Here is a 22,185-nt window from a genome sequence, read left to right as displayed (position 1 = left end):
TTTCTTTCTACCGCCCGGGATTTTTCATGCATTACCAGACCGTACTGTTCGACCTTGACGGCACCCTCACCGACCCGCGTGAGGGCATCACCCGTTCCATCCAGTTCGCCTTGAGCAAACTCGGCATCGACGAGCCGGATCTGACCAGACTGGAACACTTCATCGGCCCGCCGCTGTTGCAAGCGTTCATGCAGTTTTATGGTTTCGACGAAGCCAAGGCTTGGGAGGCGGTGAATTACTACCGCGAGCGCTTCAAGGTTACCGGCCTGTACGAGAACCGGGTGTTCGACGGCGTCACGCCGTTGTTGGAAACCCTGGGCAGCCAGGGCCGGCAGTTGTATATCGCGACGTCGAAGCCTTGGGTGTTCGCCCGGGAAATCGCCCGGCACTTTGATTTCGCCAAACACTTCAAGGTGATCTACGGCAGCGAACTGGACGGCACCCGTACCAACAAGGTCGAGCTGATTGCCCACCTGATCGCCGAGGAAAGACTGGACCCGGCCAGTACGTTGATGATCGGTGACCGCAAACACGACCTGATCGGTGCTCGCAGCAACGGTCTGGACGCGGCGGCCGTGGGTTACGGTTTTGGCAGCCATGAAGAGCTGAGCGCTGAAGCACCGGCGTATCACTTCGAGACGCTGGCGGAGCTGCATCAGGCGTTTTTGCAGCGCTGATCGTCAATCCGGGCGAAGGGCAGCCAGCTCACGCAGTGCTGCCTTGCGCTTGTCCGCCGGCAATTTACCCAGCTGTTCGACCCGCGCATAAAACTGCGGCCAATCTCCCTTCACTTGCCCGAACAACGCCGCAAACGCCGGTACCCATTGGTCATATAGCCCGAACGGCAACAGCCGTGCGTTGTTCAACGGCGCATTGACCCAGGCGTCATAACGTTTGTCTCCGGCCCACTGGCCATCGCGCATCATTCGGTAGTCGTGTCGAAACCGTTCGAACTCCGCCGCCTTGCGTTCGCGCATCTGCGCTGTCGCCAATGGTTGTGCATAGAGTTTTTCAAGGCGTGAACGGGTATCGAGGATCAACTGAATGAATTGATCGCGCTGCTTGAGCTTCGAGTCGTTTTCCGGGGGCAAGCCGCGAAACGCTCGCCACTGCCGCGTACCTTCCTGCTCGACGAAGGTCGCGAAGGACTCGTTGAACTCGGTGTCGTCCTTCACATAGAAACGCTGGTGGGCCAGTTCATGGAAGATCAGCGTCGCCAGACGCTCGTCGCCCCAGCCCATCATCGAATTGAGGATCGGGTCGTTGAACCAGCCGAGGGTCGAGTAGGCCTCGACGCCGCCGATCGACACGTCCATGCCTTGCAGGCGCTGAATCGCAGCTTCGCCCCGCGCCGCGCTCTGGCTGTAATAGCCGCGGTAGGCCACGCAACCGGCAATCGGGAAGCAATGGTTCTGCGGGCTCAGGGAAAACTCCGGGGTGGCGAACACATTCCACACGACAAACGGCCGACCGATATCGGCGTAAAGGCGATAGCTTTGGTTGTCCGGCAGGTGCAGGTGTTCGCTGGCGAAGGCCCGGGCTTTCTGGGATTGGGCCAGGTGAGTGCGCAGCTTGGCATCGCGAGCCGGGTCTGCGATCACCTTGGCCACCGGCTCCCGCGCCCGCAAAAGCTGCAGCTGACCGCTGGCCAGCTGGCCGTAATAGCTCAGGCTTGAGCAACCGTTGAGCAACAAAATCATCACACCCGGAAACAAAACCCGCAAAACGCGATCAAGTAACCCATGGCTTGGAAGCGGCCTGATCAAAATAAGAAATCCCCCGGAAAGTCTGCCCAAGACTATCCCGCCCATTGGAGCTCCGCTATGCGCATGTTGATACTGACAGGAAGCGTGCTGACGCTGGCCGGTTGTGCCGGATTCGGAATGCCGACCCCTGACCCCTCGCAAGCCTGGATCGATCTGGATGCCCGGCAACAGGACACGGCGCTCCAGGCGCTGGAAGTCGACAACAAGGCTTCCGTCGATCATCGTTACTTCGAAGTGCAGCCCGGCAGCCATGAGCTGAGGGTGCGTTATCAATTTCCGGTCGAGGCGACCAACATCGGCCCGGATGCCGAGCCGCTATGGCGTGATTGTCAGTTGAGCGTGAAATTCAAGGATTTCAACGCCGGCCAGCGTTATCAGTTGCAGGCGGGAAGCATCGGTTTCCGCCCGTGGGCCAAACTCTACGATCAACAACGCAACGTGGTGGGCCAGGGCACGCCGGCAGGCTGCCAGCGAACCTGATCGGCGTTATGCTGGATGTCCGAACTCACGGACATTCATCATGCGCACGTTGATGCTGTTGCTCGCCGCCGGCCTGCTCGCCGGTTGCCAGACACCATTGCCCCCCGCCGATCCGAACATGGCCTGGGTCGAATTCTCCACGCCGTCCCCGGGCGGTAAGTTGCTGATGGCCGAGCGTCTCGACAACCAGCGGCTGACTGACGGGCGTTTCTTCCAGGTAACGCCCGGCAGCCACGAGTTGCGGGTGCGCTTCGATTTTGAAGTGTTCGGGGGAGGTGGCAGCCTGATGACCGGCCCGGTGGAGCGCCTGTGTTATCTGACCATCCGCTACGATCATTTCGAAGCGGGGCAGCGCTACAGGCTGGAAGGCCGTTCTCTGGCCTTCACCCCGAGTGCCCGCCTGTATAACGACAAGCGGGAAATCGTCGCCGAGGATCGCGAAGTCAACTGCATCATCTGAGGCGTATCAGCGGTCGTTCTTCTGATAGATGATGGCTTTGGTGCCGTTGTCGCAGGTGCCGACGATCATGGCGATGTCGTGTTTCTCAGCCTCCTCTTTGGAGACTATCTCCAGGGTGTAGGAGGGCACGGCATTCGCCTGAATCTTGATTTCGATCTCTTGCTTGAGTTCTTCGCAGTCTTTGGGCGCTGCGAAGGCCGACGTTGCCAGCACGCCACAGATAACCGCCAAGGCAAAACGTTTCATGGTTGAAGCTCCATCTAAGCAGCGCGCATGAAGATGCGCGAAAGCTGCTGTCATTTATTCGACCACATTTTTGCCTGGCGGGTTCTGATTCGGCTCAAGCGATTGAATCGTCTTAACTCACTAGCGAAGCGTCCAGGCTGATTTTCGCATTCAGCACCTTGGACACCGGGCAACCTTCCTTGGCCTTGTTGCTCAGCTCCTCGAACTGCGCCTGGGTCGCTCCCGGAATTTTTGCCTTGAGGATCAATTTCACCGCGGTGATTGCAAAGCCGCCGTCCACCTGATCCAGCGTGACCTCGGCCTGGGTGTCGATGCTGTCGGCCTTGAGCCCGGCGTCACCGAGAATCATCGAGAACGCCATGGAGAAACAGCCCGCATGGGCAGCGCCGATCAGTTCTTCCGGATTGGTACCCTTGCCGCCTTCGAAGCGCGCCTTGAAGCCGTAGGGCGCTTCACGCAGGACGCCGGTTTCGGTGGAAATCGAGCCGATGCCGGTTTTCAGGTCACCTTCCCAATGCGCGGATGCCTTCTTCACGATAGCCATGTGTGCCTCCTTCAAATCGGGCGCGAAACGCCGCGCCGTCGTGGTTTTTGCCTGCAAGGCTTCTGAGGATAGACGCCGGAACAAAGTTCAGCCCAAGTAAATCGTTGACTTTTTTAGTAGGAAATTTCGGATCGGCTATTGAAACTCGGGTATATGCCCTCATTGCACAGAACACGCTTATGAATTGGGCAGGTTTGCGTTCGCCAAGAACACACCTGCGCCCTCAATCGGAGATGCAGGTTTATGAAGCAACTGTCCGACGTAAAGTTTTCCACCCTCGACCTGGTGCCGGTGCGCGAGAACGGCAGCCCGGCCCAGTCGCTGCGCAACTCGCTGGATCTGGCACAGCACGTCGAAAAGTTCGGCTACACCCGGTTCTGGGTCGCCGAGCACCACAACATGGATGGCATCGCCAGTTCCGCCACCTCGGTGTTGCTGGGCTATCTGGCCGGCGGCACGTCGACCATCCGGGTCGGCTCTGGCGGTGTGATGCTGCCCAACCATGCGCCGCTGGTGATCGCCGAGCAGTTTGGCACCCTTGAAAGCCTCTATCCGGGTCGGATCGACCTCGGCCTGGGCCGTGCACCGGGTTCCGATCAGATGACTGCCCGTGCCCTGCGCCGCGAGCGCTCCGGCAGCGCCGATGATTTCCCTGAAGACGTGGCTGAACTGGCGCGCTATCTCGGGCCGCGCACCCCTGATCAGCGCGTGATCGCGATGCCGGGCACCGGCACCAATGTGCCGATCTGGCTGCTCGGCTCCAGCCTGTTCAGTGCGCAACTGGCCGGCGAGCGCGGTTTGCCCTACGCCTTCGCCTCGCATTTCGCTCCGCGCTTCATGCACGAGGCGATTCGCGTCTACCGCAATCACTTCAAGCCGTCAGCGGTACTCGATAAGCCGTACGTGATGCTCGGCGTGCCGCTGGTGGCCGCGGACACTGATGAACAGGCCGACTACCTGGCGACCTCGGTGTACCAACGAATCCTCGCGCTGATGCGTGGGCAAAGTCTGGTGCAGCGTCCGCCGGTAAAAACCATGGACGGCCTGTGGTTGCCCCACGAGCGTGAGGCGGTGGGGGATTTCCTCGGTCTGGCGATGGTCGGCAGTCCGCAGAAAATCCGCGCGAAACTCGAAGTGCTGATCGAACAGACCCAGGCTGATGAGCTGATCTTCACCAGCGACCTGTACGAACACGCCGATCGCCTGCACTCCTACGAGCTGCTGGCGCAGGTGATGAAGGGCTGAGCCCCGATAGCCGTGCACAAAAAAGCCGACGCATAGCGTCGGCTTTTGTTTTTCCGAGGTGATCAGCCGCGGGTGTAGACGATCTCTTTGGCGCCGCCTTCGCAGGTGCCGACGACTTTGCCGCCACTGGCTGCACCCTTGTCGACAACCTCCAGGGAATACCCGGAAACGCCCTTGGCATCGAGTTTGGCCGCAATTTCTGCCTTCAGTTCTTCACAAGGCTTGCCGGCAGCAAACGCACCACCCGCAAGGCTCAACAAACCTACTGCCAATATCAACTTCTTCATCGGTCGCACTCCCTGGTCGGATTAATTAAGGCGGGCATCGAGCCATTCGCTCGATGCGCTCACCTCGTAGCGCATTGCCATTCCTATGGCACTCGGCCAGCGCGCAAGTTCAGAAGCGTAGACCAAACTCAGCTGCTGGCAATCCGGAACCCTACTTTCAGGGTCACTTGAAAGTGCGCCGCCTTGCCGTCCTTGATGTGGCCGCGGGTTTCGGTCACTTCGAACCATTCCAGATGCTTGATGCTCTTGTTGGCCTCGGCCAACGCATTGTTGATCGCGTCTTCGATGCTGGTGGTGGACGAACCGACCAGCTCGACTTTCTTGTAGGTGTGATGGTCACTCATGGTGTTCTCCTTGAAGTGTGCAATTGAGCCTAGCAGCGATTTGCCGTGTTGATTTCGGCGATCCGGGCGAGAGGAAGTTCAGATTTTCTGCACTTTCCAGAAACGCTGAAGTCCCAACCAACACACGCCACTCATCACCAATGCAGGAGAGCCACCATGGCCAACACCTCGTTACGCAAAGCCTCGTTGCAAAGCATGGAAGCGGAGATCGAGAGTCTGCTCAAGTCGTTGGAAAGCCTGAAGGACGACGCTTCTGACGAGTCGCGCAAGACCCTCAAGGCGCTTAAAAGCAATGCCGAAAGTGCGCTGAAACATTCGCGCAGCCTGCTCAGCGATGCCTACGAAGAAGTCAAAGTCAAAACCCGCGAGACCGGGATCGCCACCCGCGATTACGCGCAGGAACACCCGTGGACGACTGCCGGTGTGGCGGTCGGTGCGCTGGGTCTGCTGGCCGCTTATCTGCTGTTCAAGCGCGGCGAGTGATCCGCCTGGCGCAGCTCGTTTCTGAGCCACTGCGCCAATTGCCGGGCGCGTCCGTCTGCGGCGCGCTTGGGTAGCCACAACGCCAGTTGCGCCGAGGTTTCACTGAAACCCCACGGCGCAACCAGGCGTCCGGCCTTCAAGTCTTCGGTCACCAGCGGTTCTGGCGCGATTGCCACGCCCAAGCCGGCGACGGCCGCTTCCAGCAAGTAATACAAGTGTTCGAAACCTTGCCCCAGTTTCAACGCCTTGGCGTCGAGGCCGCTCTGCTGCGCCCAGCTCGGCCAGGCTTGCGGGCGTGAAGTCGTGTGCAGCAAGGGTTCGTCGAGCAGGGCGATGGGCGGTGCTGATTGCAGGCGCTGGTAGCCGCTGAACAGCGGGCTCATGACCGGGCCGATCCGCTCGCTGGCCAGCTCATAGACTTGCATGTCTGCCGGCCATGGCGGCTCGGCGAACAGCAGCAATGCATCCAGCCCCGGGCGTCGTGGATCGAGATCGCCTTCGCCGGCTGACAGGTGCAGACGCAAGTCCGGCAGATCGGCATTCAAGCGTCCCAGTCGCGGAATGAACCAGCGCGCCAGCAGGCTGCCGGAGCAACCGAGCACGAACGGCGCGTCGGCGGTGCTTTGGGTCAGTTCGGCGCAAACGCTGCGCAAGCGGTCGAACGCCTCGCCGCTGGCATCGCGCAGGCGAATGCCGGCATCTGTGAGTTTCAGGCCACGACCGTCCTTGACGAAAAGACTGACACCGAGATGCTCTTCCAGCACCTTGAGCTGGCGGCTGACCGCGCCGTGGGTGACGTGCAGTTGCTCCGCAGCCTGGCTCACGCTGTTCAGGCGGGCGGTGGCTTCGAAGGCGCGCAGGGCGTTCAGCGGGGGAAGGTCATGGCTCATGATATCTGTGAGTTTTCCTGACAGGTTGTGGCGATCTTATCGGTTTTCAGCCTGGAAGGTCAGGGGTACAGTGAACGCCATTGTCTTCTCGTGAAATCCGCTGGAGCGAACCATGACCCAGACTTCGAACACCTCCGATCTGCGTAACGGCCCTGACGCCAACGGCCTGTTTGGCTCGTTCGGCGGCCGTTACGTTGCCGAAACCCTGATGCCGTTGATCCTCGACCTGGCCCGCGAATACGAAGCGGCCAAGGAAGATCCGGCGTTCAAAGAAGAATTGGCCTACTTCCAGCGTGACTATGTCGGACGTCCGAGCCCGCTGTATTTCGCCGAGCGCCTGACCGAGTTCTGCGGTGGCGCCAAGATCTACCTCAAGCGCGAAGAGCTGAACCACACCGGCGCGCACAAGATCAACAACTGCATCGGCCAGATCCTGCTGGCGCGGCGCATGGGCAAAAAACGCATCATCGCCGAGACCGGCGCCGGCATGCACGGCGTGGCCACCGCCACCGTGGCTGCGCGTTTCGGTCTGGACTGCGTGATCTACATGGGCACCACTGACATCGAACGCCAACAGGCCAATGTGTTCCGCATGAAGCTGCTGGGCGCCGAGGTGATCCCGGTGGTCGCCGGCACCGGCACCCTGAAAGACGCAATGAACGAAGCGCTGCGTGACTGGGTGACCAATGTCGACAGCACCTTCTACCTGATCGGCACCGTGGCCGGTCCGCACCCTTATCCAGCCATGGTTCGCGACTTCCAGGCGGTGATCGGCAAGGAAACCCGCGATCAGCTGCAAGCCCAGGAAGGCCGCCTGCCGGACAGCCTGGTGGCGTGCATCGGTGGCGGCTCCAATGCCATGGGCCTGTTCCACCCGTTCCTCGACGACAAGAGCGTTGAAATCATCGGTGTCGAAGCCGCCGGTTACGGCATCGAGACCGGCAAGCACGCGGCCAGCCTCAACGGCGGTGTACCGGGTGTGCTGCACGGCAACCGCACCTTCCTGCTGCAGGACGACGATGGTCAGATCATCGACGCCCACTCGATTTCCGCCGGCCTCGACTATCCGGGCATCGGCCCTGAGCACGCGTGGTTGCATGACATCGGCCGCGTCCAGTACACCTCGGTGACCGACGACGAAGCCCTCGCCGCATTCCACCAGTGCTGCCGCCTGGAAGGGATCATCCCGGCACTGGAAAGCGCCCACGCCCTGGCCGAAGTATTCAAACGCGCACCGAAACTGCCGAAGGATCACCTGATGGTGGTCAACCTGTCCGGTCGCGGCGACAAAGACATGCAGACCGTCATGCACCACATGGAACACTCTCAACAAGAGCAATCCAAGCAGGAGAAACACTGATGAGCCGCCTGCAAACCCGCTTTGCCGAACTCAAGGAACAGAACCGCGCCGCCCTGGTGACCTTCGTCACGGCTGGCGACCCGGACTACGACACCTCGCTGGCGATCCTCAAAGGCCTGCCGAAAGCCGGTGCCGACGTGATCGAGCTGGGCATGCCGTTCACCGACCCGATGGCCGACGGCCCGGCGATTCAGCTGGCGAACATCCGTGCCTTGGGCGCCAAGCAGAACCTGACGAAAACCCTGCAAATGGTCCGCGAGTTCCGCCAGGACAACAGCGACACGCCGCTGGTGCTGATGGGTTACTTCAACCCGATCCACAAGTTCGGCGTCGAGCGCTTCATCGCCGAAGCCAAAGAGGCGGGCGTGGACGGCCTGATCGTGGTCGACATGCCTCCGGAGCACAACTCGGAGCTGTGCGACCCGGCCCAGGCGGCGGGCATCGACTTCATCCGTTTGACCACGCCGACCACCGATGATGCGCGTCTGCCGAAAGTGCTGAATGGCAGCTCCGGGTTCGTTTACTACGTGTCGGTTGCCGGTGTGACCGGTGCCGGCGCGGCGACTCTGGAACACGTCGAAGAAGCGGTGGCGCGTCTGCGTCGTCATACCGATCTGCCGATCAGCATCGGTTTTGGTATCCGCACGCCGGAGCAGGCCGCGTCCATTGCGCGTCTGGCCGACGGTGTGGTGGTGGGTTCGGCACTGATCGATCACATCGCCAACGCGACCACACCGGACCAGGCCATCGACGGCGTGCTGAGCCTGTGCTCGGCGCTGTCCGAAGGCGTGCGTAAGGCTCGCGTCAGCTGAAGGTAAAGTTCCTGATACAGAGGAATTAGGGCCTCGCGGCACAGACTAATTGAGCAAGACCGAGGGGTTCAGAGCCAGGTTCTGAACCCCTTTTTGCTGTCAGTGCAATGAGGAAAGATCCGATGAAAATGCCGAAACGTCTGATTGCCAGTCTGGGCGTGCTGATGATCAGCGCAGCGCCGCTGCTGGCCAGCGCCGATCCGCGCGACGATCACGACCACGGCGGCCCGCAGCAGGGCCACTACGACAATCGCGGCGGCCCGCCGCCTCGGGACTTCGGCCCGGTGCGTCAGGTGATCCGTGACAATCATGGCTACTTCGTTCGTGGTGCGCCGCCCCCTCCAGGCATCCACCTGGTACGTGGCCGACCGCTGCCCCATGGCTATTACGGCGAGCGGCTGGATAATCGGGCGTTGAGTCGCCTGCCGTATTACCCGGGTTATGAATGGCGTCGCGCCGGCGGTGACATCGTGCTGATCGCGGTGGGCACTGGGATCGTTTACGAAGTGCTGGATGGCGTTCTGTACTGATCGTCAGGCAATAAAAAAGACCGCAGCCTTCACAGGCTGCGGTCTTTTGTTTTCGGGGCCGTTGTTTTTCAGGGCAACTCCAGTCCGCCCGAGGCCTTGTGCAATTTACGCAGATGCTCGCCGATCTGCTTTACGTTGGCCTCGCTGGCCGCAATCTCGGCTGCTCGTTTGGGCTCCAGCAACGCGCGTACTTCCTTATCGAGATCGCCGGTCAGTGCCAGCAATTGTTTCTGGCGCTGGCTGCTTTCGGCTTCCAGGCGGCTGAACTCGCTCGGTTGCGGCAGGCCATAACCTCGGGAGTCGAGCAGTTCTGCCGGCCGGCTGAGGAAGCCGCTGTTGGCGAGGATCTGCTGCAAGGTCGCGTTGGCCTTGTCCATGCCACCGTTCTCCAGCTCCCGGGCGCCGAGGTAGCGTTGCTTGACCTCATCCTGAGCCAGCAACAGTTGGCGGCGAAAGCTGGCTTGCTCCAGCAATAGCAGCGCGGCGCTGGTGCGCAGGTCAGCCCGTTCGAACCATGGGCGACGCTCTTCGGCGGACAGCGAAAGCCATTCTTCAACGGTTGTCTGCTTGATCGGCAATTGCTTCTTCAACACATCGAACATCGCCTGATAACGATCACGGAACGAGTCGAAGCGATAACCCAGGCGCAACGCCTCTTTCGGATCATCGAGCACGCTGGTGTCAGCCAGGCCTCGGCCCTTCAGCACTTCCAGCAAACCGTTGGGCATGATGCTGTCGAGGCCGGTGAGCCGGGCGTTGTTGCTGCCGCTGCGTAGCAGTTTCAGGCCTTCCACCGCGCAGTTGTTGGAGAGGAAGAAGTAATTGCCGTCGTAGCTCCAGTGCATTTCGGCGGCGTGTTCGACCACGCCCTCGATTTCGCTGCGCGAGAGATTCAGAGGCACCGACGCCAGGCTGCGCAGTTCGGTCTTGGTGTATTCGTCGATCACCTGCGCCAGCGGCAACACAAATAGACGCGACGGGTATTTACCGACCAGCCCGTCCCAGCTCGACAGCTGTACGTCACCGACGAAGGCGCGGTATGACAGCACCAGATGCTGGTCCAGATCCAGTCGGCAGTCCGGCCCGCGCGGTCGGCCCGGTGCGCAGATCACCAGACGCAGCATGCTGTGGCCCCAACGGCTGACCCAGTTCTGGTTGGCTTCGGCCAACAGGTAATCCACCGCGTACACGCGCTCCGGATCGACCTGGCCCAGGGGCTGTTTGGCAAAGTCGTTGCCGGCGTTAAGGAAGGCGAAGGTTTTGGCGCACGCATCCTTGGCCGGCGGTGCCCAGCCGAAGTGCTGCTGGTAATAGCGATACAGCGCCGGGCGGCGGCAGGCGTAGCTCGGGTCGAGGAGGAAATACTCCATGTTGACCGCGACAAACTCCTTCGGGCTGGAGATTTCGTAGAGGTCGGGGCTGCGGGCGATCTGCCGGTTGTGCTGTTCACGTTCGCCACGACGGCCGACGTATTGCTGCCAGCCGGCGAGGTCGAGCAGGCGTGGATCATCGCTGAGGGTGAAGCGGCGACCGTTCTGGCCGCGGCACTCATCGGGAATGCCGATCAGCCCGGCGCTGTTGTTGCGGCGGGTACAGCGCTGGATCAGCGTGCGTTCGGCCGCCGGCCACAAGCGCGCGCGATCGTAAATGTGGGTGATTTCGTGCAGCACCGTGGCCAGCAGTTCCCGGCGTACAGTGCCGTGGGGGCGATTGGTTTTTTGAGTGGCCGCGCTGCCATCGGTGAGGCTGGCGAGCAGTTTGCGGTTCAGGTCCAGCTCGGAGACGAGCGTCGCCTGACCATAGGCGTTGCCGGGCATGTCGTCGGTCCAGCCGACATCGATGCGCCGGTCCAGGCGTTCGATGAAGCTCGGCGGCAATGCCTGCATGGCTTCATCGAGCAGCGCCTGGCTGGCCTGTTGTTGGGCGGGGCTCAAGCCATCGGTCTTGAGCCGCAATTGCAGGCCGGCGTGGGCGCTGTTGCCAAGCAGCAACAACGCCCCGGCCAGCAGCCAGGCGCCGAGTGACCTCACAGTGCGAGGATGGCTTCGGCGAGTACCTGATCACTGGCGTCGCGGGCTTCCGGTACGCGGGTGCGCAAGGTATTGAAGGCCGCTTCCAGGTTTGCACCACGGATATCACCGTCGCTGGCCACGAAACTGGCAGCGTCGTCGTGGGCTTCGCGGATGATTTTCGAATCGCGAATCGACGTAGTGGTGTCGGAAGTGAAATCGATGGTGCGCTGGGAGGCGCGGACGATGATGTTACTGGTGGCTACCAGGGTGTGCGCCTGGGCCATATCGGCCAACAACAGCAGGCCAAGGGTGGCAGCAATCAGCGGGCTACGCATGGAACGACTCCGAAAGGACAGGGATGACTATTGGACGAGAATTGCCTGTGCCAGTTCAAGGTCGCTGACATGAAGTTTTGGCCGGCTCTTGCGCAGGTAATGCAGGGCGGATTCGAGCTGTGCGCCGCGCATCTGGCCGTCACTGGCAACGAACGCTGCGGCATCGTCGTGCGCGGCGACGATCAGTTTACGGTCGAACGGCGCGGAAGACACCATGCCGGTGGCCCAGACGCTGACAACGGTGTTCTGCGTGGACACATCGAAGGCGTCTGCCAGAGGAACCCAGCAGGCGGTGATCAGTACAGAGGGGATAAGCAGATTTGTAAGAAAACGCATGAGACTCGGCAGTTGTTGGCGAGTCCCAAGGCTAGCGCAATGCCCGGACTAGAGCCAGCGCCGAAGCATCGGGACACGACCGGCGTGCCCCGCGATGTTTCTGTCGCTTAGATCGTCAGGATGGCTTGGGCCAACTGTGCGTCGGTCGCGTTCAGTTGCGGAGCCTGATGACGGATGTGATCCAGAGCGCTCTCCAGTTTCACGCCACGGATTTCGCCTTCGCTGGCTACGAAGCTGGCAGCGTCGTCACGGGCAGCGAGCACGATCTTGTCGTCACGGAAGGACGAGGTGACATCGGAAGTGGCATCGGAAGAGGACTTCAGCGCGCCAACCACGGCGTCGGTGGTCACGATGAAGCTGGTGGCGCTGGCGTTGGCAGCGACGGCCAGCAGGGCTGCGGCGCTGAGCAGACGAAGACGGGACATGGGAGAACTCCTGTGGATAAACCGTATTGAGAGGTGGCTCGGTGTCTGAAGGTCAGACGCCAGTCGCACAGCATTCGCCACGTTCTGCATGGATCTTAGGCCTCCGTGGGGAATCCGCACAGTGGTCAGGATGCTGGCCTGAACACATTTTGCGTAACTGTACTTGTTATTAATCTATTTTTAGGGAACTGTTCCTGTCTGGTGTTTCGGGCTGGATATTCAGATTTTTCTGCCCTGAAACGACAAGACCCGTCGCGGTTTCCCGCGACGGGTCTTGTGTGTTCAATTCGGGTTGCTGGCGGTGGGTCTAGCGACCAGAGCCAGCGACGCTGATTAGCGCCAGAACGGCTTGCTCAGCTCTTCGTAGCGTTGTGCTTCGCTGATACCGGCATCGGCCAGCAGACGCGAATCCAGGCGAGCCAGTTGGTGGCGGCTGGAGATGCGGCGCTGCCACAGCATCAGATTGGCGATTACGCGCAGAGGCAGGGAAGCCTGGGTGTTTACAGCTTTGTCTTCGAAGAACAGTTCGGAACTGAGTGTACGTTCCATGGTTGACATCCTTCCGCTTGTGGCGGGATTAGGTAGTGGTTTAACTGGTGCCCATGATCCTCTCGTTTGGCCAGACTCTCTAGATACAGTTCACCTGTATTGTGAGTGACCAGTTAACTGTTTATAGGGGGTGTACGGGTCAAAATTGCGCAAACTGTACCTGTCTGCGCTTATTTGGTGCATTTTTACCCAGTTCGATGATTCGAGTAGGTAAAAGCCGTAGGAAACGACCGGTACAGCAGTACAGTTTTTGACGGCTGCGGCGGTTTTCAAAATTCCGCTGACGAAACTGTGTTTGCGCCAGCGGAAAATCTGTGCGGATTACACCGCCAGCATGCGTCCGGTTTCTTCCAGATTGATGTGCCAGCTCAGGGCGTCACGCAGGATGTGCGGGGTGTGGCCGCCGATCGCACAGGCTTTTTCGAAGTAATCGTTCAGCGCCGGGCGGTAATCCGGGTGCACGCAATTATCGATGATGACCCGGGCGCGTTCCCGTGGCGCCAGGCCGCGCAGGTCGGCCAGGCCCACCTCGGTCACCAGGATGTCGACGTCATGCTCGGTGTGGTCGACGTGGCTGACCATCGGCACCACGCTGGAAATCGCGCCGCCCTTGGCGATCGACTTGGTCACGAACACCGCCAGGTGTGCGTTGCGCGCGAAGTCGCCCGAGCCGCCGATGCCGTTCATCATCCGCGTGCCGCAGACGTGGGTGGAGTTGACGTTGCCATAGATGTCGAACTCAAGGGCCGTGTTGATGCCGATGATACCCAGGCGTCGCACCACTTCAGGGTGGTTGGAGATTTCCTGGGGACGCAGTACCAGCTTGTCCTTGTACTTCTCCAGATTGCCGAACACGTCGCTGTTGCGCCGCTCCGAAAGGGTGATCGAACTGCCCGAGGCGAAGCTCAGTTTGCCCGCATCAATCAGGTCGAAGGTCGAGTCCTGCAGCACTTCGGAATACATGGTCAGTTCTTCGAACGGCGAATCGATCAGGCCGCACATCACCGCGTTGGCAATGTTGCCGATCCCGGCCTGCAGTGGGCCGAGCTTGTTGGTCATGCGCCCGGCATCGACTTCCTGCTTGAGGAAGGTGATCAGGTGATCGGCGATGGCTTTGGTATCGACATCCGGCGATGACACGGTGGACGGCGAGTCCGACTGCTGGGTAATGACGATGGCGACGATTTTCTCCGGCGGGATCGGGATCGCGGTGCTGCCGATGCGATCGTCGACTTTTACCAGCGGGATCGGGGTGCGGGTCGGACGATAGGTTGGAATATAGATGTCATGCAGACCTTCCAGGTTAGCGTTGTGCGCCAGGTTGATCTCGACGATCACGTGTTTGGCGAAGATCGCGAAGCTCGCCGAGTTGCCCACCGAAGTGGTCGGCACGATATGGCCCTGTTCGGTGATGGCCACGGCCTCGATCACGGCGATGTCTGGCAGTTTCAGTTGCTGGTTGCGCAGTTGCTCGACGGTTTCCGACAGGTGCTGGTCGATGAACATCACTTCGCCGGCGTTGATCGCCTTGCGCAGGGTGCTGTCGACCTGGAACGGCATGCGCCGGGACAGGACGCCGGCCTCGGTCAGTTGCTTGTCGAGATCGTTGCCCAGGCTGGCGCCGGTCATCAGGCTGATCTTCAGCGGCGTGACCTTGGCTCGCTCGGCCAGCGCATGGGGCACGGCCTTGGCTTCGCCAGCGCGGGTGAAGCCGCTCATGCCGACGGTCATGCCGTCCTCAATCAGCGCAGCGGCGTCGGCGGCGCTCATCACTTTATCCAACAACGAAGGCAGGCGAATACGGTCACGGTACATGGATTATTTTCTCGGGCAGCGAGTAGCAGGATGCGCAGTCTAGTGAATTTCGCGAGCGCCTGTCCCGCTACCAAGGTCGCAAACGAGGCGTCTATTTAGCGGGTTTCAAGTAAAACACCGTTACTGGATCTGCAACAACGCGGCAAATTGTCCGACGGTTTGCGCAAACAAAAACGCCCCGACAAGTCGGGGCGTTCGGTGTTGCCGGCGAGGGTTACTCGACCGCTTTGACCATGTCTTCGATGACTTTTTTCGCGTCGCCGAACACCATCATGGTCTTGTCCAGATAGAACAGTTCGTTGTCCAGGCCGGCATAGCCGCTGGCCATCGAGCGCTTGTTGACGATGATGGTCTTGGCCTTGAACGCTTCGAGGATCGGCATGCCGGCAATCGGCGATTTCGGATCGTTCTTGGCGGCCGGGTTGACCACGTCGTTGGCGCCGAGCACCAGCACCACGTCGGCCTGGCCGAACTCGGAGTTGATGTCTTCCATTTCGAACACCTGGTCGTACGGCACTTCGGCCTCGGCCAACAGTACGTTCATGTGGCCAGGCATCCGACCGGCCACCGGGTGGATCGCGTACTTCACGGTCACGCCGTGGTGGGTCAGCTTCTCGGTCAGCTCTTTCAGGGCATGCTGCGCGCGAGCCACCGCCAGGCCGTAACCCGGAACGATGATCACGGTGTCAGCGTTGGTCAGCAGGAAAGTCGCGTCGTCAGCCGAACCGGATTTCACCGGACGGGCTTCTTTCTCGCCGGCAGGACCGGCGTCTGCTGTATTGCCGAAACCGCCGAGCAGTACATTAAAGAAGGAACGGTTCATCGCCTTGCACATGATGTACGAGAGGATCGCACCGCTGGAGCCCACCAGGGAGCCGGCAATGATCAGCATCGAGTTGTTCAGCGAGAAGCCGATCCCCGCCGCTGCCCAGCCGGAATAGCTGTTGAGCATCGACACCACCACCGGCATGTCGGCGCCGCCGATCGGGATGATGATCAGCACGCCCATGACGAACGCCAGGGCCAGCATCAGTGCGAACGCGGCGAGGTTGCCGGTCAGCATGAAAGTGACGCCGAGGATCAGCGTCGCCAGACCCAGTACCGCGTTCAGCTTGTGCTGACCGCTGAACTGTACCGGTGCACCCTGGAACAGACGGAACTTGTACTTGCCCGACAGCTTGCCGAAAGCGATCACCGAACCGGAGAAGGTGATTGCACCGATGGCTGCGCCGAGGAACAGCTCCAGACGGTTACCCGCCGGGATCGAGTCGCCCAGTTGCTTGACGATGCCCAGCGACTGCGGCTCGACCACGGCCGCAATGGCGATGAACACCGCTGCCAGGCCGATCATGCTGTGCATGAACGCAACCAGTTCCGGCATCTTGGTCATTTCAACGCGCTTGGCCATGATCGAACCGGCGGTGCCGCCGATCAGCAGGCCGACGATTACATAACCGATGCCTGCGGTCGCCAGCTCAGCGCCCAGCTTATAGATGAGGCCGATCGTGGTGATGATTGCCAGCGCCATGCCGAGCATGCCGAACAGGTTGCCGCGGCGCGACGTGGTCGGGTGCGACAGGCCTTTGAGGGCCTGGATGAAGCAGATCGATGCGATCAGGTAGAGCGTCGTGACGAGGTTCATGCTCATTACTTAGGCGCCTCTTCTTTTGCTTTCGGGGCTTTCTTCTTGAACATCTCAAGCATGCGGCGGGTGACCAGGAAGCCACCGAACACATTGACCGCGGCCAGTGCCACGGCGAGGGTGCCCATGGTCTTGCCCAGCGGGGTGACGGTCAGTGCAGCCGCGAGCATGGCGCCGACGATCACGATCGCCGAAATGGCGTTGGTTACTGCCATCAGCGGCGTGTGCAGCGCGGGTGTAACGTTCCAGACCACGTGGTAACCGACATAAATCGCCAGCACGAAGATGATCAGGTTGTAGATACCGGGGGAGATAAGCTCTTCCATCGTCTGAATCCCTGCTTAGGCGTTTTTGCGGATGACTTGGCCGTCGCGGCACATCAGGCACGCGGCGACGATATCGTCTTCGAGGTTTACTTCGAACTGGCCTTCTTTGGTGAAGACCAGCTTCAGGAAGTCCAGCAGGTTGCGTGCATACAGCGCCGAGGCGTCTGCGGCGACTTCACCGGCGAGGTTGGTCGGGCCGACGATGGTCACGCCGTTCTCGATCACGACCTGATCGGCCACGGTCAGCGGGCAGTTGCCACCCTGGGCTGCAGCGAGGTCGATGACCACCGAGCCGGGTTTCATCTGCGCCACGGTGTCCGCGCTCAACAGCGTCGGTGCCTTGCGGCCCGGTATCAGTGCGGTGGTGATGACGATGTCAGCCTGCTTGGCGCGCTCGTGCACGGCTTGGGCCTGACGCTGCATCCAGCTCGCCGGCATCGGGCGTGCGTAACCGCCGACGCCGACCGCGCATTCGCGTTCTTCATCGGTTTCGTAAGGCACGTCGACGAACTTGGCGCCGAGGGATTCGATCTGTTCCTTCACGGCCGGACGTACGTCGGACGCTTCGATGACGGCACCCAGACGTTTCGCCGTGGCAATCGCCTGCAACCCGGCCACACCAGCCCCCAGAATCAGCACGCGCGCCGCTTTCACGGTGCCCGCAGCGGTCATCAGCATCGGCATGAAGCGCGGATAGTAGTGGGCGGCCAGCAGTACCGCCTTATAGCCGGCAATGTTCGCCTGGGACGACAACACGTCGAGGCTCTGGGCCCGGGAGGTGCGTGGCGCCGCTTCCAGGGCGAACGCGGTAATCCCGCACTCGGCCATCTTCGCGATGGTGTCGTTGTTGAACGGGTTGAGCATGCCCACCAGCACCGTTCCGCGCTTGATCAGCGTCAGTTCGGCATCGCTTGGCGCGACCACTTTGAGAATCAGCTCGGCGCCAAACGCGTCATTGGCACTGCCAATGGTTGCGCCTGCCGCTTCATAGGCACTGTCGACAACGCTGGCTTTAACGCCGGCGCCGGTTTGCACAGTGACCTTATGACCTTGGCTGATCAGCTTTTTAATGGTTTCCGGGGTTGCAGCAACCCGTGTTTCACCGGTCTGGGTTTCGAGAGGAACACCAATGTGCACGTCAAATCTCCTGCGTGATCTTATTGAGTAAACCCATGCACTACGGATGGTGCGACTGGGGCGGCCGATCAGCACGATCCCGCCAAATCAGGGCGGGGCGCGGCATTTTGCAGGCGAAGTTTATACCCTTCAAGGGATTATGACGGGTGACGGAAAATTAACTACAAGTCATCCCGTGACCGAATGTCGCAGATGGCCAGTTGAATCCCTTGCAGGCCGTGCCTTTCAAGGAGTCTGGAAGAATTTGAAGATTTTTCTCATCGGTGACGTGAATAGGCCGCAATGAGTCGCGAATGAGGGCGCAAAGCCACGTCGGCAGGCGCTTGTGGGACGTCTGTACGACTTTCGGATACAGTCTGTCTATTTGCGACAAATAGTTATATCTGTAGGGCTTTGGTTTTTCTGACTACGGGGTCAGCAATCGCTGTAGCCCTTTATTCTTCTAGGTTGTAGCTGTGTGCCTGGCTCACCAACCAGTCGCGAAAAGCCTTGAGTGACGCTGATTCGACTTTTCGCTCCGGAATCATCAAGTAATACGCCTTGATGCTGGAGAGCGCGTTCGGGTTGGCAATGACCAGGCGTTTCTCGGCCAGTTCGCGCTGAATCAGGAACGGTGGGATCAGCGCGAGGCCCATGTCGTGCATGGCGGCCTGGGCCAGCATGGAGAATAGCTCGTAGCGCGGACCTGTCATGTCGCGGGGTATGTTCAGGTGTTGCGAGTTGAACCACTGTCGCCAGGCGTAGGGGCGGGTGGTTTGCTGGAGCAGCGGCAGATCGGCGATCTCATCAGGTGTCAGATGCGTCTTGTTGCCGAGCAGGGCGGGACTGCATATCGGCATCGGATTCTCGCCCATCAACCTGTGGGATTCGGTACCGGACCAGTCGGCATCGCCAAAATAGATGGCGGCATCGAAGTCAGTGTCGGCAAACAGGAACGGGCGGGTGCGGTTGGTCAGGTTGACCGTAACCTCGGGGTGCTTGAGCTGGAAATCCTTGAGCCTTGGCAGTAGCCATTGCGTGCCGAAGGTGGGCACCACAGCGAGTTCGATCACGTTGGTACCTTGCTGGCCCATGACCGACAGGGTGTCACGCTCAACGGCATCAAGCTGGGTCGCTACTCGACGGCTGTAAGAAAGACCTGCTTCGGTCAGCTTCACTCCGCGACGCGAGCGTCGGAAGAGTTCGACGCTGAGGAAGTCCTCCAGGCTGGCAATCTGTCGGCAAATGGCGCCTTGAGTGAGGGAAAGTTCTTCGGCGGCCTTGGTAAAGCTCTCGTGACGGGCGGCGGCTTCGAAGCTGATCAGGGCGGTGGTGCTGGGTATCTTGCGGCGCATGTACGTCAACCTCACTAATACATCGCTCAATCGGCATTTCGCGACGTTTCGGAGTGAGAAATTAGCACAACAGGATGCGAAAACCTCGTTTGCCGGGATGGCGAAGCGGGCCTAGGATCAATGCCACGTTAATTCACCCGATTTGCGAGGACTCACTCATGGGCGGCAAAGCTAGCTTCAACTGGATCGATCCCCTGCTGCTGGATCAACAGCTGACTGAAGAAGAACGCATGATCCGCGACACTGCCGAGCAATTCGCCCAGCAGAGCCTCGCGCCGCGCGTTCTCGAAGCCTTCCGCCATGAGAAGACCGATCCGGCGATCTTCCGTGAGATGGGTGAGGTTGGCCTGTTGGGCGCGACCATCCCCGAACAGTACGGTGGCAGCGGCCTCAACTACGTCAGCTATGGCCTGATTGCCCGTGAGGTCGAGCGTGTCGACTCTGGCTACCGTTCGATGATGAGCGTGCAGTCTTCGCTGGTGATGGTGCCGATCAACGAATTCGGTACCGAAGCACAGAAACAGAAGTACCTGCCGAAGCTGGCTTCCGGCGAGTGGATTGGCTGCTTCGGTCTGACCGAGCCGAACCACGGTTCCGACCCGGGCGCGATGATTACGCGTGCACGCAAAGTGGAAGGCGGCTACAGCCTGACCGGCGCCAAGATGTGGATCACCAACAGCCCGATCGCCGATGTGTTCGTGGTCTGGGCCAAAGACGATGCCGGCGACATCCGTGGTTTCGTTCTGGAGAAGGGCTGGAAAGGCCTGAGCGCTCCGGCGATTCACGGCAAGGTCGGCCTGCGGGCTTCGATCACCGGCGAAATTGTCATGGACAATGTGTTCGTGCCGGAAGAGAACATCTTCCCGGATGTGCGTGGACTGAAAGGTCCGTTCACCTGCCTCAACTCCGCACGTTATGGCATCTCCTGGGGGGCGCTGGGTGCTGCCGAGTTCTGCTGGCACACCGCTCGCCAGTACACCCTGGATCGTCAGCAGTTCGGTCGTCCGTTGGCTGCCACTCAGTTGATCCAGAAGAAGCTGGCTGACATGCAGACCGAGATCACTTTGGCACTGCAAGGCTGTCTGCGTCTGGGTCGCATGAAGGACGAAGGCACTGCTGCGGTTGAAATCACATCCATCATGAAGCGCAACTCTTGCGGCAAGTCTCTCGAGATCGCCCGCATGGCGCGTGACATGTTGGGCGGCAACGGGATCTCTGATGAGTTCGGTGTGGCCCGTCACCTGGTCAACCTGGAAGTGGTGAATACCTATGAAGGTACTCACGACGTTCACGCGCTGATCCTCGGTCGTGCGCAGACCGGCCTGCAGGCGTTCTATTAACAGGAGAGCGACCATGGGCGCGCTGTCGCATCTACGGGTACTGGATTTATCGCGAGTGCTGGCCGGCCCATGGGCTGGTCAGATTCTGGCTGATCTTGGGGCGGAAGTGATCAAGGTCGAGCGCCCGGGTAATGGTGACGACACTCGCGCCTGGGGGCCGCCCTTCCTTAAAGACGCCTATGGCGAGAACACCAGCGAGGCGGCTTACTACTTGTCGGCCAACCGCAACAAGCAATCGGTGACGATCGACTTCACGCGTCCCGAAGGTCAGAAGCTGGTTCGGGAGCTGGCAGCCAAGTCCGACATCCTGATCGAGAACTTCAAGGTGGGTGGCCTGGCGGCTTACGGCCTGGATTACGAGTCGCTGAAGGCAATCAATCCAGATCTGATCTATTGCTCGATCACCGGTTTCGGTCAAACCGGACCGTATGCCAAGCGTGCGGGTTATGACTTCATGATTCAGGGTCTCGGCGGGCTCATGAGTCTGACCGGGCGACCCGAGGGTGATGAGGGGGCCGGGCCGGTGAAAGTGGGTGTGGCGCTGACCGATATCCTGACGGGCCTGTATTCGACCGTGGCGATCCTGGCGGCGCTGGCTCATCGTGATCACGATGGCGGTGGGCAACATATCGACATGGCGCTGCTGGATGTACAGGTGGCATGTCTGGCCAACCAGGCGATGAATTACCTGACGACGGGCACTGCGCCGAAGCGGCTGGGGAATGCGCATCCGAACATCGTGCCGTATCAGGATTTTCCTACGGCTGACGGCGACTTCATTCTCACGGTGGGCAACGACGGGCAGTTCCGTAAATTTGCCGAAGTGGCGGGGCAGCCGCAGTGGGCGGACGATCCGCGTTTTGCGACTAATAAGCTGCGAGTGGCGAACCGGGCTGTTCTAATTCCGTTGATCCGTCAGGCAACAGTCTTCAAGACGACCGCTGAGTGGGTGGCTCAGCTGGAGCAGGCGGGTGTACCGTGTGGACCGATCAATGATCTGTCACAGGTGTTCGAGGATCCACAGGTGAAGTCTCGCGGGTTGGCGATTGAGCTGCCTCACGCGCTGGCGGGGATGGTGCCGCAGGTGGCCAGTCCGATTAGGTTGTCGCGGACGCCTGTTGAGTATCGCCATGCGCCTCCTTTGTTGGGCGAGCATACGTTGGAGGTTTTGCAGCGGGTGCTGGGTCTTGGAGCTGGAGCAGTGGCTGCGATGAAAGAGGATGGAGTGCTCTGAAAGTTCTCTCTATAAAGAAGGGGTGCTGAATCCTTCTTTTATATAGAGGGTCTTGAGTGTTTTTTGGCCTGTCCGCAACTTATTGAAAGAAAAGCGAAATTAAGGGTTGACGGCAGATTCTGAGTCTCTATAATTCGCCCCACTTCCGGCGCAGTCGAAACGGAAAACTCCTTGAGATTCAATGAGTTAAGTAGGTTTCGAAGCGGGTTGCTTCAGTTCATCGAAGACTGGAAGGAGTTGGAAATGCCGGTCT

26 protein-coding genes are annotated in these 22,185 nt (G+C 60.2%); 10 read left to right on the top strand and 16 right to left on the bottom strand.

Features of this window, described 5'->3' with window-relative positions; genetic code table 11:
* Positions 1-26: 26 nt before the first annotated feature.
* Positions 27-677: an HAD family hydrolase gene (locus tag JKA62_RS23065; protein WP_011331813.1), complete on the top strand. Its 651-nt coding sequence runs from the start codon at positions 27-29 to the stop codon at positions 675-677.
* A gap of 3 nt (positions 678-680) precedes the next feature.
* Here JKA62_RS23065 and JKA62_RS23060 read toward each other — a convergent pair whose 3' ends face one another.
* On the bottom strand, positions 681-1,766 hold the full coding sequence (locus tag JKA62_RS23060) for an aminopeptidase (RefSeq protein WP_041475096.1): 1,086 nt from the start codon (positions 1,764-1,766) through the stop codon (positions 681-683).
* 57 nt (positions 1,767-1,823) lie between these two features.
* Between JKA62_RS23060 and JKA62_RS23055 the strand changes: the two genes are divergently transcribed.
* Complete coding sequence (locus JKA62_RS23055; RefSeq protein WP_011331815.1) at positions 1,824-2,246, top strand: PA0061/PA0062 family lipoprotein; 423 nt, start codon at positions 1,824-1,826, stop codon at positions 2,244-2,246.
* A 40-nt stretch (positions 2,247-2,286) separates the two neighbouring features.
* Positions 2,287-2,706 carry a PA0061/PA0062 family lipoprotein gene (locus tag JKA62_RS23050; protein ID WP_011331816.1) on the top strand — a complete coding sequence of 140 codons (420 nt, stop codon included), beginning with the start codon at positions 2,287-2,289 and terminating at the stop codon, positions 2,704-2,706.
* Positions 2,707-2,712: 6 nt separating this feature from the next.
* On the opposite strand, the gene JKA62_RS23045 is transcribed toward JKA62_RS23050, so the two are convergent.
* Positions 2,713-2,952 (bottom strand): DUF1161 domain-containing protein, encoded by a 240-nt coding sequence (locus JKA62_RS23045; RefSeq protein ID WP_007953935.1) that lies wholly within the window; start codon positions 2,950-2,952, stop codon positions 2,713-2,715.
* 112 nt (positions 2,953-3,064) lie between these two features.
* On the bottom strand, positions 3,065-3,496 hold the full coding sequence (locus tag JKA62_RS23040; RefSeq protein ID WP_011331817.1) for an OsmC family protein: 432 nt from the start codon (positions 3,494-3,496) through the stop codon (positions 3,065-3,067).
* A 243-nt stretch (positions 3,497-3,739) separates the two neighbouring features.
* Here JKA62_RS23040 and JKA62_RS23035 point away from each other — a divergent pair, with 243 nt between their 5' ends.
* Positions 3,740-4,741, top strand: coding sequence for an LLM class flavin-dependent oxidoreductase (locus tag JKA62_RS23035; RefSeq protein WP_011331818.1), 1,002 nt, complete (start codon positions 3,740-3,742; stop codon positions 4,739-4,741).
* 62 nt (positions 4,742-4,803) lie between these two features.
* Here the strand turns inward: JKA62_RS23035 and JKA62_RS23030 are convergent, their stop codons facing one another.
* Positions 4,804-5,028, bottom strand: a complete 225-nt coding sequence (locus tag JKA62_RS23030; RefSeq protein WP_011331819.1) for a DUF1161 domain-containing protein — start codon at positions 5,026-5,028, stop codon at positions 4,804-4,806.
* Positions 5,029-5,156: 128 nt separating this feature from the next.
* Positions 5,157-5,372, bottom strand: coding sequence for a dodecin (locus JKA62_RS23025; protein ID WP_005783406.1), 216 nt, complete (start codon positions 5,370-5,372; stop codon positions 5,157-5,159).
* A gap of 156 nt (positions 5,373-5,528) precedes the next feature.
* Here JKA62_RS23025 and JKA62_RS23020 point away from each other — a divergent pair, with 156 nt between their 5' ends.
* Positions 5,529-5,855, top strand: a complete 327-nt coding sequence (locus JKA62_RS23020) for a DUF883 family protein (RefSeq protein ID WP_011331820.1) — start codon at positions 5,529-5,531, stop codon at positions 5,853-5,855.
* Here JKA62_RS23020 and JKA62_RS23015 read toward each other — a convergent pair.
* Complete coding sequence (locus JKA62_RS23015; protein ID WP_011331821.1) at positions 5,828-6,745, bottom strand: LysR family transcriptional regulator; 918 nt, start codon at positions 6,743-6,745, stop codon at positions 5,828-5,830. The genes JKA62_RS23020 and JKA62_RS23015 overlap by 28 nt on opposite strands.
* Positions 6,746-6,857: 112 nt before the next feature.
* Here JKA62_RS23015 and trpB point away from each other — a divergent pair, with 112 nt between their 5' ends.
* From trpB to JKA62_RS23000, 3 genes are all read left to right on the top strand, one after another.
* The gene (gene trpB / locus JKA62_RS23010; protein ID WP_064379337.1) at positions 6,858-8,105 is read left to right on the top strand and encodes a tryptophan synthase subunit beta; all 1,248 of its coding nucleotides are present in this window, start codon (positions 6,858-6,860) and stop codon (positions 8,103-8,105) included.
* A complete protein-coding gene (trpA, locus tag JKA62_RS23005) occupies positions 8,105-8,917 on the top strand; it encodes a tryptophan synthase subunit alpha (protein ID WP_201819613.1) in 813 nt (270 codons plus the stop codon). Before trpB ends, trpA begins: the two co-directional genes overlap by 1 nt.
* Before the next feature lie 122 nt (positions 8,918-9,039).
* Positions 9,040-9,447, top strand: coding sequence for an anti-virulence regulator CigR family protein (locus JKA62_RS23000; RefSeq protein WP_201819610.1), 408 nt, complete (start codon positions 9,040-9,042; stop codon positions 9,445-9,447).
* Positions 9,448-9,515: 68 nt separating this feature from the next.
* On the opposite strand, the gene JKA62_RS22995 is transcribed toward JKA62_RS23000, so the two are convergent.
* The 10 genes from JKA62_RS22995 to JKA62_RS22950 all read right to left on the bottom strand — a co-directional run bounded on the left by JKA62_RS22995 (position 9,516) and on the right by JKA62_RS22950 (position 19,358).
* Positions 9,516-11,477, bottom strand: a complete 1,962-nt coding sequence (locus tag JKA62_RS22995) for a DUF7844 domain-containing protein (protein WP_201819607.1) — start codon at positions 11,475-11,477, stop codon at positions 9,516-9,518.
* Positions 11,474-11,794: a DUF2388 domain-containing protein gene (locus JKA62_RS22990; RefSeq protein WP_011331826.1), complete on the bottom strand. Its 321-nt coding sequence runs from the start codon at positions 11,792-11,794 to the stop codon at positions 11,474-11,476. Before JKA62_RS22990 ends, JKA62_RS22995 begins: the two co-directional genes overlap by 4 nt.
* A gap of 27 nt (positions 11,795-11,821) precedes the next feature.
* Positions 11,822-12,130 (bottom strand): DUF2388 domain-containing protein, encoded by a 309-nt coding sequence (locus JKA62_RS22985; RefSeq protein ID WP_011331827.1) that lies wholly within the window; start codon positions 12,128-12,130, stop codon positions 11,822-11,824.
* A 107-nt stretch (positions 12,131-12,237) separates the two neighbouring features.
* On the bottom strand, positions 12,238-12,555 hold the full coding sequence (locus JKA62_RS22980; RefSeq protein ID WP_007953908.1) for a DUF2388 domain-containing protein: 318 nt from the start codon (positions 12,553-12,555) through the stop codon (positions 12,238-12,240).
* A gap of 333 nt (positions 12,556-12,888) precedes the next feature.
* Positions 12,889-13,104, bottom strand: a complete 216-nt coding sequence (locus tag JKA62_RS22975) for a DUF1127 domain-containing protein (RefSeq protein WP_007911656.1) — start codon at positions 13,102-13,104, stop codon at positions 12,889-12,891.
* Between the two features lie 321 nt (positions 13,105-13,425).
* Entirely contained in the window at positions 13,426-14,919 is a 1,494-nt protein-coding gene (locus JKA62_RS22970) for an acetyl-CoA hydrolase/transferase family protein (RefSeq protein ID WP_201819604.1), read from the bottom strand.
* A gap of 214 nt (positions 14,920-15,133) precedes the next feature.
* Positions 15,134-16,567, bottom strand: a complete 1,434-nt coding sequence (locus tag JKA62_RS22965; protein WP_011331830.1) for an NAD(P)(+) transhydrogenase (Re/Si-specific) subunit beta — start codon at positions 16,565-16,567, stop codon at positions 15,134-15,136.
* Complete coding sequence (locus JKA62_RS22960) at positions 16,567-16,887, bottom strand: NAD(P) transhydrogenase subunit alpha (RefSeq protein ID WP_003220416.1); 321 nt, start codon at positions 16,885-16,887, stop codon at positions 16,567-16,569. Before JKA62_RS22960 ends, JKA62_RS22965 begins: the two co-directional genes overlap by 1 nt.
* A gap of 15 nt (positions 16,888-16,902) precedes the next feature.
* Entirely contained in the window at positions 16,903-18,024 is a 1,122-nt protein-coding gene (locus JKA62_RS22955) for a Re/Si-specific NAD(P)(+) transhydrogenase subunit alpha (RefSeq protein ID WP_011331831.1), read from the bottom strand.
* 434 nt (positions 18,025-18,458) lie between these two features.
* Positions 18,459-19,358, bottom strand: coding sequence for a LysR family transcriptional regulator (locus JKA62_RS22950; RefSeq protein WP_201819601.1), 900 nt, complete (start codon positions 19,356-19,358; stop codon positions 18,459-18,461).
* Between the two features lie 158 nt (positions 19,359-19,516).
* Between JKA62_RS22950 and JKA62_RS22945 the strand changes: the two genes are divergently transcribed.
* Together JKA62_RS22945 and JKA62_RS22940 are read left to right on the top strand one after the other, a co-directional pair.
* Positions 19,517-20,698, top strand: a complete 1,182-nt coding sequence (locus tag JKA62_RS22945; RefSeq protein ID WP_064379316.1) for an acyl-CoA dehydrogenase — start codon at positions 19,517-19,519, stop codon at positions 20,696-20,698.
* A 13-nt stretch (positions 20,699-20,711) separates the two neighbouring features.
* Positions 20,712-21,932: a CaiB/BaiF CoA transferase family protein gene (locus JKA62_RS22940; protein WP_011331835.1), complete on the top strand. Its 1,221-nt coding sequence runs from the start codon at positions 20,712-20,714 to the stop codon at positions 21,930-21,932.
* Positions 21,933-22,185: the final 253 nt, after the last annotated feature.

Source organism: Pseudomonas sp. B7 (assembly GCF_016735645.1).
Taxonomy (GTDB): Bacteria; Pseudomonadota; Gammaproteobacteria; order Pseudomonadales; family Pseudomonadaceae; genus Aquipseudomonas; species Aquipseudomonas glycinae.
Note: the sequence above shows the minus strand (reverse complement) of the source record. Positions and strands in the feature narration are given on the sequence as shown.